13 protein-coding genes are annotated in these 13,546 nt (G+C 71.8%); 7 read left to right on the top strand and 6 right to left on the bottom strand.

Going from position 1 to position 13,546, the window contains the following annotated elements; all coding sequences use genetic code 11:
• Positions 1-391 precede the first annotated feature (391 nt).
• Positions 392-2,419, top strand: coding sequence for a HelD family protein (locus ACGFRB_RS01185; protein WP_393238188.1), 2,028 nt, complete (start codon positions 392-394; stop codon positions 2,417-2,419).
• A 174-nt stretch (positions 2,420-2,593) separates the two neighbouring features.
• On the opposite strand, the gene ACGFRB_RS01180 is transcribed toward ACGFRB_RS01185, so the two are convergent.
• From ACGFRB_RS01180 to ACGFRB_RS01170, 3 genes are all read right to left on the bottom strand, one after another.
• Entirely contained in the window at positions 2,594-3,148 is a 555-nt protein-coding gene (locus tag ACGFRB_RS01180; protein WP_363002214.1) for an isochorismatase family cysteine hydrolase, read from the bottom strand.
• A gap of 93 nt (positions 3,149-3,241) precedes the next feature.
• Positions 3,242-3,916, bottom strand: coding sequence for a pentapeptide repeat-containing protein (locus ACGFRB_RS01175; protein WP_363002212.1), 675 nt, complete (start codon positions 3,914-3,916; stop codon positions 3,242-3,244).
• Positions 3,917-4,028: 112 nt separating this feature from the next.
• A complete protein-coding gene (locus tag ACGFRB_RS01170) occupies positions 4,029-4,259 on the bottom strand; it encodes a hypothetical protein (protein ID WP_393237374.1) in 231 nt (76 codons plus the stop codon).
• A 243-nt stretch (positions 4,260-4,502) separates the two neighbouring features.
• On the opposite strand from ACGFRB_RS01170, the gene ACGFRB_RS01165 reads away from it, so the two are divergent.
• Positions 4,503-5,834, top strand: a complete 1,332-nt coding sequence (locus ACGFRB_RS01165; RefSeq protein WP_393237371.1) for a tol-pal system YbgF family protein — start codon at positions 4,503-4,505, stop codon at positions 5,832-5,834.
• 219 nt (positions 5,835-6,053) lie between these two features.
• A complete protein-coding gene (locus tag ACGFRB_RS01160) occupies positions 6,054-6,635 on the top strand; it encodes an HD domain-containing protein (RefSeq protein ID WP_363002206.1) in 582 nt (193 codons plus the stop codon).
• Between the two features lie 42 nt (positions 6,636-6,677).
• Here the strand turns inward: ACGFRB_RS01160 and ACGFRB_RS01155 are convergent, their stop codons facing one another.
• Entirely contained in the window at positions 6,678-7,364 is a 687-nt protein-coding gene (locus ACGFRB_RS01155; protein ID WP_393237368.1) for a hypothetical protein, read from the bottom strand.
• 37 nt (positions 7,365-7,401) lie between these two features.
• Positions 7,402-8,100 carry a copper homeostasis protein CutC gene (locus ACGFRB_RS01150; protein WP_363002202.1) on the bottom strand — a complete coding sequence of 233 codons (699 nt, stop codon included), beginning with the start codon at positions 8,098-8,100 and terminating at the stop codon, positions 7,402-7,404.
• Between the two features lie 398 nt (positions 8,101-8,498).
• Here ACGFRB_RS01150 and ACGFRB_RS01145 point away from each other — a divergent pair, with 398 nt between their 5' ends.
• A complete protein-coding gene (locus ACGFRB_RS01145; protein WP_393237366.1) occupies positions 8,499-8,930 on the top strand; it encodes a hypothetical protein in 432 nt (143 codons plus the stop codon).
• 155 nt (positions 8,931-9,085) lie between these two features.
• Here ACGFRB_RS01145 and ACGFRB_RS01140 read toward each other — a convergent pair whose 3' ends face one another.
• Positions 9,086-10,048 carry a hypothetical protein gene (locus ACGFRB_RS01140; RefSeq protein WP_393237363.1) on the bottom strand — a complete coding sequence of 321 codons (963 nt, stop codon included), beginning with the start codon at positions 10,046-10,048 and terminating at the stop codon, positions 9,086-9,088.
• Between the two features lie 301 nt (positions 10,049-10,349).
• Between ACGFRB_RS01140 and ACGFRB_RS01135 the strand changes: the two genes are divergently transcribed.
• The 3 genes from ACGFRB_RS01135 to ACGFRB_RS01125 all read left to right on the top strand — a co-directional run bounded on the left by ACGFRB_RS01135 (position 10,350) and on the right by ACGFRB_RS01125 (position 13,373).
• Positions 10,350-10,637, top strand: coding sequence for a heavy-metal-associated domain-containing protein (locus ACGFRB_RS01135; RefSeq protein WP_393237360.1), 288 nt, complete (start codon positions 10,350-10,352; stop codon positions 10,635-10,637).
• 133 nt (positions 10,638-10,770) lie between these two features.
• Positions 10,771-13,047, top strand: coding sequence for a heavy metal translocating P-type ATPase (locus ACGFRB_RS01130; RefSeq protein ID WP_393237357.1), 2,277 nt, complete (start codon positions 10,771-10,773; stop codon positions 13,045-13,047).
• 44 nt (positions 13,048-13,091) lie between these two features.
• Entirely contained in the window at positions 13,092-13,373 is a 282-nt protein-coding gene (locus tag ACGFRB_RS01125) for a metal-sensitive transcriptional regulator (protein ID WP_361226498.1), read from the top strand.
• The last annotated feature ends 173 nt before the right edge of the window (positions 13,374-13,546 follow it).

The following is a 13,546-nucleotide window of genomic DNA, read 5'->3' as shown; positions in this document are numbered from 1 at the left end:
CAGCGCGGGCCGGGCTCCCGGAGGCGTCGCCGTACTCAACCCGCCCCCGCTCCCGTACTCACCTCCCCCGCTCTCACCACCCGTCCGTACTCATCCCTCCGGCACCGCCCACACCCACCGCACATCCGCACTCGCCGTCCTCCCGTATCCACCCCACACGCCCCACTCGTCCCGCACGCCCCAGGGCTCCGCCCCGGAACGCGTTCGCCCCGACCCCTCGCCCGGCGCTACACTCGCCAGCTTCCCCGCCTCCCGCCCGGTCCCTTCCGCGGACCGTGTGAGGAGCGCGCCGCCGTCCGGTCGGAAACCGGCGGCCACTCGACGTGTCCGCGTACCCCTGCCCGGAGGCAGCACCGTGTCCGTGTCCGTGTCCCCCACCGATTCCGACCCGATGTCCGACCCGATGTCCGACCCGCTCGCCCGCGAGCGCGCCCACCTCGCCGCGTCCCGCGCCGCGCTGCGCGCGATGCGCGAGGAGGCGGAGTCGCTCGACATCCGCGACGTCACCGCGAACTGGGTCAACTCGCTCATCCTCACCGCCCAGATCGAGGAGCGCATCAAGGCGCTCGCCGATCTCTCGGACACGCCGCTCTTCTTCGGCCGGCTCGACTACCTGCACACCACGCAGGAGGGGCAGCGTTTCTACATCGGCCGCCGCCATGTGCACGACGCGGCGGGCGACCCGATGGTGATCGACTGGCGTGCGCCGGTGTCGCAGCCGTTCTACCGGGCGTCGAAGCGGGATCCGCAGGACGTCGGGCTGCGCCGCCGCTTCGGCTACACGGGCGGCGACCTGACCGCGTACGAGGACGAGCACCTGTCCGACCCGGCGGAGCTGGAACACACCAGCCGTCTGCTCCAGGCGGAGATCGAGCGGCCGCGCGTCGGTCCGATGCGCGACATCGTGGCCACCATCCAGCCCGAGCAGGACGAGATCGTCCGCTCCGATCTGTCGGGCACGGTGTGCGTGCAGGGAGGTCCCGGTACCGGTAAGACGGCCGTCGGTCTGCACCGTGTCGCGTACCTGCTGTACGCGCACCGGGAGCGGCTGGCCCGGACCGGCACGCTGGTGATCGGGCCGAACCGTTCCTTCCTCCACTACATCGAGCAGGTGCTGCCCGCACTCGGCGAGTTGGAGGTACGGCAGGCGACGGTGGACGACCTGGTCGCGCACGTCGAGGTACGGAGTGTGGACGAGGCGCCGACCGCCGTCGTCAAGGGCGACGCCCGGATGGCGGAGGTGCTGCGGCGCGCGGTGTGGTCGCACGTGAAGGTGCCGACGGAGCCGCTGATGGTGGTGCGCGGTTCGCGGCGGTGGCGGGTGCCGGCATACGAACTGGAGGAAATGGTCCGGGAGTTGAAGGACCGCGACATCCGGTACGGGGCGGCCCGCGAGGCGCTGCCGCAGCGGATCGCGCACGCGGTCCTGGTCCGGATGGAGCAGGCGGGCGAGGCGCCCGACGACCGGGTGCAGAACGCGGTCGCGCGCAACACGGCGGTCAAGGCGGTCGTGAAGGAGTGCTGGCCGGCCATCGATCCGGCGAAGCTGGTGCTGCGGCTGCTGAGCGAACCGGCGTTCCTGGCCGAGCACGCGGACGGGATCCTCGACGAGGACGAGCAGAAGGCGCTGCTGTGGGCGAAGCCCGCGCGCAGCGTCAAGACGGCCAAGTGGTCCGCCGGGGACGCGGTGTTGATCGACGAGGCGCGGGACCTGGTGGAGCGGACGCATTCGCTCGGCCATGTCGTCCTCGACGAGGCGCAGGATCTGTCGCCGATGCAGTACCGGGCGGTGGGGCGGCGCTGCTCGACGGGTTCGGCGACGGTCCTCGGCGACCTCGCGCAGGGCACCACTCCCTGGGCGACGGAGAGTTGGGCGGAGGCGCTGAAGCATCTGGGCAAGCCGGAGGCGATCGTGGAGGAGCTGACGGCCGGTTTCCGTGTGCCGCGCGAGGTGATCGCGTACGCGTCGCGGCTGCTGCCGCACATGTCGCCGGGGCTCGCTCCGGTGGAGTCGGTCCGTGAGAACCCGGGCTCGCTGGCCGTACGGCGGGTCGACGGCGAGGAGCGGGACGCGGCGGTCGTCGCGGCGTGTGTCGAGGCACTGGCGCACGAGGGCTCGATCGGCCTGATCGCCGCCGACGCGCGCATCGCGCCGCTCGCGGAGTCGCTGGAGGCGGCGGGGCTCGCGTACCTCTCCCCCGGCGAGGAGACCACGGCCGAGTCGCGGCTGACGCTCGTACCGGCGTCGCTCGCGAAGGGTCTGGAGTACGACTACGTGGTCCTCGACGAGCCGGCGGCCGTGGTGGACGGCGAGCCGGACGAGCGGACCGGTCTGCGGCGCCTGTATGTGGCCCTGACGCGTGCGGTGTCCGGCCTGACGATCGTCCATCTCTCGGATCTGCCGGAGCAGTTGGCGTAACGGGACCGGCGGAGCGGCCTGCCTCGCGGTGATGGTGCGCGCGGGCCGAGCCGATCAGGGCGGGCTTGATCGGAGCGGCGCGGGGCGGGCCCGGTCGGGGCGGGGCGGTCCCGGTCAGGGCGGGGCGGTCCCGGTCAGGATTGGGGCGGTCCCGGTCAGGATTGGGGCCCGGCTTCAGACGATCTCCCCGAGCCACTCGGCGCAGGTCGCGACCTCGATCCCCCGGCTGGGGAAGACGACGTCCATGAAGAAGTCGTGCACGGCCGGGTCGCCGTCGCCGCAGCCGTCGCGGAGCACCGTCAGCCGGTAGCCCCGGTCCGCCGCGTCGTAGCAGGTGGCGGCCACCATAGCGCCGGTCGCGACGCCGGCGACGACGAGCGAGGTGACACCCCGCGAACGGAGCACGAGGTCGAGATCCGTGCCGGCGAACGCGCCGGCACGGCGCTTCGCGACGACGACGTCCTCCTTCGCGACCGGGAGCGCGATCTCCGTCCCGGCCGACCCGTCGTGGAAGGCGTCCCCGGCGGCGTGGAACATCCGGTACAGCTCGTTCTCCGGCGGCAGATCGGCCCCGTTGCCCCGCATCGCGAAGTGCACGAAGACGACCAGGACCCCGGCCACCCGCGCCCTCGGCAGCAGCTCGGCGAGCGTCGGCACGACACGCTGGGCGAACGGGTAACTCCCCGTGATTCCCCGCTGAATGTCGCCGATGATCAATGCGGTGGTCACGACGGACTCCTCTCCGGTCTCCTCCCTCCGCAGGCTACGGACGCACGCCCCCGCCGTCACGCGATTCCTCGCACCCGGCCGCCGCGTCCTTCCTCACTCCTCCCCCACCGAGATCCGCAGCTCACCGACCAGCGCCTCGGCGAGCGCGCCGCACTGCTCGGGTCCGATCCGCACCCGGGCGAGATGCGCGACACCGCGCAGGGCCGAGAGGTCGTTCCCGCGCAGGTCGGCGTCCTGGTAGCGCCCGGACCCGAACGCGGTGAGCCGCAGGGTGCACGCGGAGAACACGACATTCGACAGATCACAGTCGGCGAACTCGGCCTCAGTGAGGACACATTCACGGAAGACGACGGGCCCGGCGGCCCGCACCCGGTCGAAGGTCGCGTAGTCGAACCTGCATCGCTCGAACAGCACGTCGTCCAGCACCAGCCCGTCCAGCGCCGCCCCGAGGAGCCTGCAGTCCCGCACGAGAACACGGGTCAGCTTGCCCCCGTTCCACCGCACCCCGTCCAACTCGCTGTCAGCGATCTCCACTTCGTGCAGATTCACCGCCTCGAACCCCACGCGCGCCGCGCTCAGGCCCCGCACCCGCCCGGTGACGAGTCGGGCATCCGCCAGGTCGAGGGCGCGCAGCTCCGCATCCCCGTAGACGAAGTCCTGGACGATCCCCCGGGGGCTGTCCAGCGACGCGACGGCCGCGAGGTAGAGCCCCGGCTCGTCCAGGTCGGGCGTCGTGACGGTCAGACGGCCGAAGGTACGAGCGACCATGGCACTCCTTTCGAGGTGATGGGGCGATCTCCCCGCCTCGGCGGAAAGATCGCCCCATCGACTGGGTCAGGACTTCTTGCTCCAGTTGTCCCACGTCGGACGGAGCAGGGGCTCAGTACGCGGCCTGGACGTTGTCGGCCGCCGCCGTCCACTCGATGCCGTTCGCCGCGCGGATGTACGCGATGCGCACCACCCGTCCGTCACCGTGCAGTTCATGCCTGACGGCGGTCAGCTCACCCTCGGCGCCACTGGCGGTGTCCCGCACCCGCGTGCGCAGCAGCGGATGCTGTTCATAGCCGTCCGCCGCGACCGGATACAGCCCCGTCGCCCCGGCCCGGCTCACGAACCGCTCCCACCCGGCGGCGGCCCGGACGCGCAGCTCACGACTTGGAGCACCCGGGGGCGATACCTCCGCAGGGGCGGAATCCCTCGATTCGGTCACAGACCGGCGAGGTACTTCTTCCGAGGTATTCATGCGTCGACTCCCGTTCGGGTGGGTGATGTTCAGTCAACCGATCGGCACCGAGTGTGAGTACGGTTGAAGAAGCACGGGCCCGTGAAAGCCGTGAAAGTTCAGGAGGCAGCCATGCCGACACGCACTCCGAACCGCGCCTTGGCGACACTCTTCGATGAAACGGGCTGGTCACGCGGGCAGTTCATACGTGCGATCGAACGCGTGGGGGCCGAGGTCGGCTTCCCGTTCCGGTACGACGAGTCCGCCGTGCCGCACTGGCTCGCCGGGAGCATGCCGAGGAAGGCCGTGCGGCCACTGATCCTGGAAGCCCTCTCCCGGAAGCTCGGCCGGCCCGTCAGCGCGCACGCGGCGGGCTTCACGAAGACGCCCGACCCGTCCGGCGAGGCACCGGACACAGTAGTCGGGCTGGCGGATCTCGGAAGTGCGGACATGGATCCCTCACGCCGGGGCGTGCTGGGCGCAGGGCTCTTCTCCGCGGCAGCTGCCGTGCCGGGATGGCCGGACGTGCGGGACCGTCTGGAGAAGATCCGTGCCGACCCGTACACACGGATCGGGCGGGCCGAGGTCGAGGCGATCGCCGCCATGACCGAGCACGTCAGTGATCTCGACGACCGGTTCGGCGGCCGGATGGCCCGGCCGATGGCGGCCGCCTTCCTGGTGAACACGATCGTCCCCGCGCTGCGGGCCACAGCCTCCGAGGAGGTGAGGAACGCCCTGCGGTCGGCTGCCGCCGACCACTGCTATCTGACCGGGTACATGGCGATGGACGAGCGCGAGGACGGTCTCGCCCAGCGCTACTACATCAAGGCTCTCGAACTGGCCGGTGCGGCGGGCGACCATCTGACGTACTGCACCACGCTGCGCGGGATGAGCGTGCAGGCCGTCGACCTCGGCCACGGCCCGCTCGCACTGCGGCTCGCCGACGCTGCCGCCGCCGCGTCGCCGCAGGCGGGCCCGCGCATGCGCGCGTTCCTCGCCGGGCAGCAGGCACACGCCGCCGCGCAGACCGGGGACCGTATCGGCGCGCTGCGGCGCGTCAAGGAGGCGGAGGCGGCGATGGACCAGGCCGAATCGCGGGCGAAGGCGTTCGGCTCCTACGATCCGTCGGCTCTCAACTACCACATCGGACAGGTGCGTTACGAGCTCGGCGACCCGACCGGCGCGGTCACCTCGCTGACGCTGGCCGACCGGCTCAGGGAGCCGGTGTACCGCCGCACCCGGGTCCGGTACAACGCCATGCTCGCGGAACGGAAGCTGGAGACGGGGCACCTGGAGGAGGCCTGCGCCGGCTGGGACCGGGTCCTGGACGACTACCCCCACGTACAGTCCGGCCGCTGCGACGACCGCGTACGCGTCATGCTCTCCGCCCTCCGCCCGCACCTCGGAAACGCGCATGCCCGGAGGATCTTCGAGCGCGGTCGCCCGCTCCTGCGAGCGAGCTGACCGATGCCCCCATCCGCGCCACGCCAGCCCTGCCGGTCCGCCCGATGTATCACGGCTGCTGCTGCGCCATCGCGCCCCCGAGGGAAGAGAACTGTTCGACGCGCTCGCGGTACTCGACTGACACGGCGGCACTCGACTGACACGAAGGCGATTCGGGTCCGCGGCGGCGGTGCGGACACTAGGTTGTCCGTGATCGCACGCGCCTTGGGAGGTCACCGCATGGCAGACGACACCGCGTACGCCGAGGGCACGGCCGGCTTCATCTTCGAGATGGGCGTGCTCAAGAACGCCAAGCGGACCGGCTGGTGGTTCACGGGCAACAACAACCCCGAGTCGATCGCGGAGCATTCGTTCCGTGTGGGGGTGGTCGGGGCTGTGCTGGCCATGATGGAGGGAGTGGATCCCGCGAAGGTCGCGCTGCTGTGTCTGTTCCACGACACGCAGGAGACGCGAATCGGGGACATCCCGCACATCGGCCGCCGCTATCTCGATGCCGCCGCCAACGAGACCGTCACCGCGGACCAGGTGTCCGCCGCGCACCCCGCGGTGCGGGACGGGGTGCGGCGGGTGGTCGCGGAGTACGAGGCGAAGGAGACGCCCGAGTCGGTCGTGGCGCGGGACGCCGACAAGCTGGAGTGCCTGGTGCAGGCCGTGGAGTACCGGGCTCAGGGATACACCCTGGTCCAGGACTGGATCGACACCTCACTCAGCAGCCTGAAGACGGACTCCGCACGGGAGTTGGCCGAGGCCGCGCTGAGGATGTCACCGCTGGAGTGGCGGAAGACCTTCCTCAACCCCTGAGCCCCGCACCCCCACAGGCACCCCCGCCACGTCAGCCCCGCTTCAGCACTGCCACAGGAACAACGCCTGGCCGCACGGTTCGCAGGTGAAGGCGTAACCGCAGCCCCCGCCGCCGAAGTTCATCGACGTGCGGTGGTCGGGCCCCTCTTCGAGCTGGACGGCCAGGGGCATCGGGCGGGCGCACGTGGGGCAGGCGGGGGTCTCGTCGCCCTGGATCCAGGCCGGGTGTCCGCCCAACTGCCCGAGGACAGCGGGCTTCCCGGCGCCCTCCCCGTTCCCCTCCTCCTCGTCCCCCGTCCAGGCCGCGCGGGCCTGGTCGTAGTCGGCGCCCGGCACCCGCTCCAGCGCCACGGTCCGGACCGCGCCCAGCGTGAACGCCCCCTCACCATCGGCCCCGCCCGCCGCCTCCGGCACCGGCAGCGGCGCGAGCCCGTCCCGCGCGAACAGCAGGGCCCGGTTGCCGCCCGCGTACGGGTCCCAGTCCTCGCACATGCCCGGGTCGTTCCGGCAGGCGAACAGGGCGAGGACGGCCCGGCCCGCGCCCGACCCGTCGGCGTCCTCCGGGAACACCTCGGCCAGGAACGTCATCGGCCCCTCGCACGACGCGCAGTGCGGCCACACCGTGCCCGCCGGGGCCAGGGGGACACCGCCCGTCCGGGTCACCGGGGCATCCGGCGCGGCGGGGCCGGCTTCGATCATCAGCGTGGTCGAACTGCTCACAGTGCTCATGACCAGGAACTCTAGGCCGCCCCCGCGAAGGCCCGGGCTACGCGTCGATCGCCTCGCGCCAGGTCCGTACCGCCGCCTCCGACAGCGGTGCCGCCCAGCCGTCCGGGCGGGCCGCGCCGCCGATGTGGAAGGCGGTGAGGCCCGCGGCGCGCAGCCGCGGCAGGTGGTCGAGGCGCAGGCCGCCGCCAACGAGGATCCGCGGCTCGTAGCCGGGTTCGCCGGTGCGCGCGGCCTCGGCCGCGAGGACGTCCAGGCCGTCGTCGACGCCGGTGGCGGCGCCCGCCGTGAGGTAGGTGTCGAGCCCGGGCAGGTCCGCGAGCAGCCGGCGCAGGCCGTCGCGGTCGGCGGCGCGGTCGATGGCGCGGTGGAACGTCCAGTGGCAGCCGTCGAGGACGGCGATCAGGCGTTCCACGGCGACCAGGTCGGGCTGTCCGTCGGGGGTGAGGAAGCCGAGCACGAACTCGTCGGCCCCGGCCGACCGCAGCGCGACGGCGCGCCGTACGAGGTCGGTCATCTGGCGGGTGTCGCCCGCCGAAAAGCCGTCCGTCAGCCGCAGCATCACGCGCAGCGGGATGTCGACCGCCGCGCGGATCGCCTTGAATCCGGCCTGGGACGGCGAGAGTCCGTCGGCCGCCATGTCGGTGACCAGTTCCAGGCGGTCCGCCCCACCGGCCTGGGCGGCGACCGCGTCGGCCTCGTCGAGCGCGATCACCTCCAGCACTGCACGGTCGCTCATCGAGCCCATTCCTCCACGGATCGCACGGTCGCGGCCACACCTACGGCCACGCCTACAGGTCTAGTCCAATGCCCCGTCACCAGACTAGCCGCGCGCGGGGCCGCCCGCATCGTGCGAACGGCCCCCTCGCCGCGTGATCGACACCGCGTACGACCCCCCGGGGCCGGGCCTTAAGACCCTGCGGTCGACAGGTCGCCGACGACACAAGCGGCGGCACGCCGGCAAGCATCACCCCATCACCAACCAGAGGCACCACCAGAGGCATCACCACCGGAGGCGGCATGAATACCCCCGGTGGCGTCACCGTGAGGCGGAAAGTGTAATCGAATGATTACATGAGGTTACGAGGGCGGTTTCCGTGCCGCGCGCTCGCACCCCCCAGTCCGCTAGGAGAAAAGTTGAAGCGAACGACCCAAAGGCGGATTGCCCGCCTGGGGCTGCCGGTGGCGGCCGCCTCCCTCCTCACGGTCGCGTTCACCGCGACCGCCCAGGCGGCCTCGACCGGCGCCGGACAGCCCTGCGGCTACGGCTGCTCCGAGCCGGGCGAACCCGGCCCCCCCGGGCCGCCCGGGCCGCCCGGACCCCCCGGACCGGCGGGCCCGACCCGGCCGGCCCAGATCGTCTCCCAGGACTTCCCGGCAACTGCCTTCACGGGCTCCGTGCAGTGTCCCGAGGGCACCACCCTCACCGGTGGGGGTACCTACTCGAACGGCTTCCGGGCCGGCGACAGCTACCCCTCCGGCAACAACACCTGGACCGCGACCACCTCCTTCAACGCCGGTGGCGAGGGGTTCACGGTCTACGCGGTGTGCCTCCCGCTCGGGACATGAACCACACTGCGACGCCGCGCACCTAGAACGCGGAACGCGTCCGCCGCGACACCCCTCCGGGAGTCGCGGCGGACGCGCGTGCGGCCAAGAACTGTCCGGGCGGGACCCGGCCCTTACGGGGCCCGGCCTCTGAACCCGGCTCTCGCGGCCCGCCCCTACGACCCCGCACGGACCGTGAACGCCGCCGTGTGCACCTTCCCCTCGTGCTGGAAGTCGAGGAAGAGCCGGTACGTGCCGGCGCTCGGCGCGGTCGCCATGAAGGAGACGTCCGGGCCGGGGCCGCTCCCCATCGGGTGGACGTGCAGGTAGGCGAGGTCGCCGGCGCGGAACGCGACGAGGTGTCCGTAGGCGCCGAGGTACGGATCCAGGTTCGTGACGGGCTTGCCCGCCTTGCTGACGGTGAGCTTGACGTCGCCCGGCTTGCCCGGGTCCAGGGTGCCGCCGAGGCGGACCTGATAGCCGTCCACGTCGGCGGTCGCCTTCACGGCCGGCATGGCCTTCGGGGTGTACGCGCCCGGCACCGACAGGTCCGCGCCGAGGGTGATGTTCTTAGCACCGGCCACGGCGGGCTTGAAGTCGGCGAACACCTTGTACGCGCCCGCGGCCGGCAGGTCGGCGTCCGCCGTCCAGGAGCCGTCGGCGGCCTTGACCGGGTGCAGGTGGTGGTAGGTGGTCAGATCGCGCGAGGCGACGACGAAGTGCAGTTCCTTGTCGTGCTCCTTGGTGAAGGCGGTGACCTTCTTGCCGTCGGGGCCCTTGATGGAGAACTTCAGCGTGCTCTTGCCGGCCTTGGTGGTCGGCGCGCCGAGCGCGAGGGTGTACCCGTCCTCCGAGACGGTGAGACCGCCGGCGGCCGGCGCGTTCGCCTCCTGGCCGTGCCCCGCGTGGCCACCGGAAGCGGCCCCCTTGGAACCCTCGGAACCCTTGGAGCCCCCGGCCCCCTCGTGCCCCTCGTGCGCGCTCTCCCCGCCCGTGGCCGGGGCCTGGGCCGTGTGCCCGCTGTGCTCCGCCTTCGCGGGCTCGCCGATCGGCCCGACACCCTTGCCGACCCCGTACGCCGTCCCGAAGGTCGCGGCGAGCGCGGCGGCAAAGGCAGTGATCTTCACTCCGGTGTTCATGACTGCTCTCCCGTACTGGACGCGTACGCGACCTTGACCTTCGTGACCCCGTGACCTCGGTGGCCCGGGCGACGTCAGGGACGTACGTACCTGGTGGTGGCGCGGATGCGCCGGTCCTTTCCGCGGCACGCCCGTTCCTTCCTTGCCTTCCCTGCACCTCACGATACCCCTGGGGGGTATCAAGTCAAGTCGCCTCGGCCACTTGCGTCGGATACCACCGGGGGGTATACATGAACCCATAAGCGATACCCCCCGAGGGTATCGAAGCCCCCCGGGGCGAACATCCGACACGGAGGACGACATGGGTTCCTGCTGCACCCCTGACAACAGCTGCTCGACCGGCGCCGACGCGACGACGGCCACCGCGGTCGCCGAGGGCACCAGCACCGTCTACGCGGTCACCGGCATGACCTGCGGTCACTGCCGTACCGCCATCACCAACTCCGTCAGCGCGCTCGACGGCGTCATCTCCGTCGACGTCGACGTGACCGCCGGCAAGGTCACCGTCGTCACCGGCGGCGAGCCGAACGACGCCGCGATCGCCGCGGCGGTCGACGACGCGGGTTACGAGCTGACCGGCCGCGCCTGACCGGCACGGCCGGCACCACCGGCCGCCGGGGCTCGCCCACCACGCCCGGGCCCCGGCCCCGAACCCCGCGAACCGCACGTCTCCACTGCGGGCCGCCGAGGCATCCGAGCCTCACAGAAAGAGGAGCAGTTTCATGACCACGACCACTCCGGGCACAGCCCAGGTCGAGCTCGCCATCGGCGGCATGACCTGCGCCTCGTGCGCGGCCCGTATCGAGAAGAAGCTCAACCGCATGGACGGGGTCGAGGCCACCGTCAACTACGCGACCGAGAAGGCGAAGGTCACCTTCTCCGCCGACATCCCGGTCGACGACCTGATCGCGACGGTGGAGGCCACCGGCTACACCGCCAAGGAGCCGCAGCCGGAGCGCCCGGCCGGCGGCGCGGGCGGGGACGGCGGCGAGGGGCTGTCCGAGGAAGAGGAGGCGGCAGCCGAGCTGCGGCCGCTGCGCCAGCGGCTGACCACCGCCGTCTGGCTGACCGTGCCGGTCATCGCGATGGCGATGGTCCCGCTGTTCCAGATCGACTACTGGCAGTGGCTGAGCCTCACGCTCGCCGCGCCGGTCGTCACGTACGCCGCCTGGCCGTTCCACAAGGCCGCGTGGACGAACCTCAAGCACGGCGCCGCGACGATGGACACGCTGATCTCGGTCGGCACGATCGCCGCGTTCCTGTGGTCGCTGTGGGCGCTGTTCCTCGGTACGGCCGGCACGCCCGGCATGACGCACCCCTTCGAGTTCACGATCGCCCGCACCGACGGCGCCGGGAACATCTACCTGGAGGCCGCGGCCGGCGTCACCACCTTCATCCTGGCCGGCCGCTACTTCGAGGCCCGCTCGAAGCGCAAGGCGGGCGCCGCGCTCAAGGCGCTGATGCAGCTGGGCGCCAAGGAGGTCACGGTCCTGCGCGACGGCCACGAGGTCACCGTGCCGACCGCCGAACTCCAGGTCGGGGACCGCTTCCTGGTCCGCCCGGGCGAGAAGATCGCCACCGACGGCACCGTCGTCGAGGGCTCCTCCGCCGTCGACGCCTCCATGCTCACCGGCGAGTCCGTGCCCGTCGAGGTCGGGGTCGGCGACTCCGTCACCGGCGCCACCCTGAACGCCGGCGGCCGCCTGGTCGTCGAGGCCACCCGCGTCGGCTCCGACACCCAGCTGGCCCGCATGGCCAAGCTGGTCGAGGACGCCCAGAACGGCAAGGCCGCCGCCCAGCGCCTCGCCGACAAGATCTCCGCCGTCTTCGTCCCGGTCGTCATCGCCCTCGCGCTCGGCACCCTCGGCTTCTGGCTGGGCACCGGTCAGGGTCTGACCTCGGCCTTCACCGCCGCCGTCGCCGTCCTGATCATCGCCTGCCCCTGCGCCCTGGGCCTGGCCACCCCGACCGCCCTCATGGTCGGCACCGGCCGCGGCGCCCAGCTCGGCATCCTCATCAAGGGCCCCGAGGTCCTGGAGACCACCCGCAAGGTCGACACGATCGTCCTGGACAAGACCGGCACCGTCACCACCGGCCGGATGACCCTGATCAAGGTGCACACCGCCGACGGTCAGGACGAGACCGAGGTCCTGCGTCTCGCCGGCGCCCTGGAGCACTCCTCCGAGCACCCGATCGCCCAGGCCGTCGCCACCGGCGCCGCCGCCAAGGTCGGCACCCTGCCCACCCCCGAGGACTTCGCCAACATCCCCGGACTCGGTGTCCAGGGCATCGTCGAGGGCCACGCCGTCCTCGTCGGCCGCGAGAAGCTGCTCGAAGAGTGGGCGATGGAACTCCCCACCGCCCTCAAGGAGATCAAGGCGACGGCCGAGAAGGCCGGCAAGACCGTCATCGCGGTCGCGTGGGACGGCAAGGCCCGCGCGGTCCTGGAGGTCGCCGACGCGATCAAGGAGACCAGCACCGAGGCCATCCGCCGGCTGCGCGCGCTCGGCCTCACCCCGATCCTGCTCACCGGTGACAACAAGGCGGTCGCCGAGTCCGTCGCCGCCGAGGTCGGCATCGACGAGGTCTTCGCCGAGGTCATGCCGCAGGACAAGGTCGACGTGGTCAAGCGCCTTCAGGCCGAGGGCCGTTCGGTCGCCATGGTCGGCGACGGCGTCAACGACGCCGCCGCGCTCGCCCAGGCCGACCTGGGTCTCGCGATGGGCACCGGCACGGACGCCGCCATCGAGGCCGGCGATCTGACGCTGGTACGAGGCGACTTGCGCGCCGCGGCGGACGCGATCCGGCTGTCCCGCAAGACGCTCGGCACCATCCGCTCGAACCTGTTCTGGGCCTTCGCCTACAACGTGGCCGCCCTGCCGCTCGCCGCGGCCGGACTGCTCAACCCGATGATCGCCGGCGCGGCGATGGCGTTCTCCTCGGTCTTCGTGGTCGGCAACAGCCTCCGCCTGCGGGGCTTCCAGTCAGCCGACAAGTGACCGTCCGCCACCGCTTGCTGTAACTGCCCGACAAGGAGGCCGCCGTGGCCGGTTACGTACAGCACAAGGAAGACATCATCCGGCGCCTGCGCCGCATCGAGGGCCAGGTCCGGGGGGTGCAGCGGATGGTCGACGAGGACACCTACTGCATCGACGTCCTGACCCAGGTCTCGGCCATCAACGCGGCACTTCAGTCCTGTGCGGTGGCCCTCCTGGACGAGCATCTGAGCTGCTGCGTCACCGAGGCCATCGAGCACGGCGGGGACCAGGCGAAGGAGAAAGTCGGCGAGGCGTCGAAGGCGATCGCCCGGCTGATCCGCACCTGACCGGCAGCACCGGCCCGCACCACACGCACCACGCATAGGGGCCGGGTTCCGACGGAGAGAATCTCCGCCGGAACCCGGCCCCTTGTCGTATCCGCTACACCCGGTCCGCACCCGCCGGCCGACCCCGACATCCCGAGCCGGCCGGTGAATCAGCCGGCGAACCACCGACGCCC

It is taken from the genome of Streptomyces sp. NPDC048718 (assembly GCF_043198875.1).
Classification (GTDB): Bacteria; Actinomycetota; Actinomycetes; order Streptomycetales; family Streptomycetaceae; genus Streptomyces.
The sequence above is the reverse complement of the archived record's forward strand: the minus strand, read 5'-3'. Positions and strand labels throughout refer to the sequence as shown.

What these genes read in the sequence shown, in the direction of transcription:
- ACGFRB_RS01185 (WP_393238188.1), top strand. Translation starts at nt 392, where the DNA reads ATGTCCGACCCGATGTCCGACCCGCTCGCCCGCGAGCGCGCCCACCTC.
- ACGFRB_RS01175 (WP_363002212.1), bottom strand. Translation starts at nt 3,916, where the DNA reads ATGGTCGCTCGTACCTTCGGCCGTCTGACCGTCACGACGCCCGACCTG.
- ACGFRB_RS01165 (WP_393237371.1), top strand. Translation starts at nt 4,503, where the DNA reads ATGCCGACACGCACTCCGAACCGCGCCTTGGCGACACTCTTCGATGAA.
- ACGFRB_RS01160 (WP_363002206.1), top strand. Translation starts at nt 6,054, where the DNA reads ATGGCAGACGACACCGCGTACGCCGAGGGCACGGCCGGCTTCATCTTC.
- ACGFRB_RS01155 (WP_393237368.1), bottom strand. Translation starts at nt 7,364, where the DNA reads ATGAGCACTGTGAGCAGTTCGACCACGCTGATGATCGAAGCCGGCCCC.
- ACGFRB_RS01150 (WP_363002202.1), bottom strand. Translation starts at nt 8,100, where the DNA reads ATGAGCGACCGTGCAGTGCTGGAGGTGATCGCGCTCGACGAGGCCGAC.
- ACGFRB_RS01140 (WP_393237363.1), bottom strand. Translation starts at nt 10,048, where the DNA reads ATGAACACCGGAGTGAAGATCACTGCCTTTGCCGCCGCGCTCGCCGCG.
- ACGFRB_RS01135 (WP_393237360.1), top strand. Translation starts at nt 10,350, where the DNA reads ATGGGTTCCTGCTGCACCCCTGACAACAGCTGCTCGACCGGCGCCGAC.
- ACGFRB_RS01130 (WP_393237357.1), top strand. Translation starts at nt 10,771, where the DNA reads ATGACCACGACCACTCCGGGCACAGCCCAGGTCGAGCTCGCCATCGGC.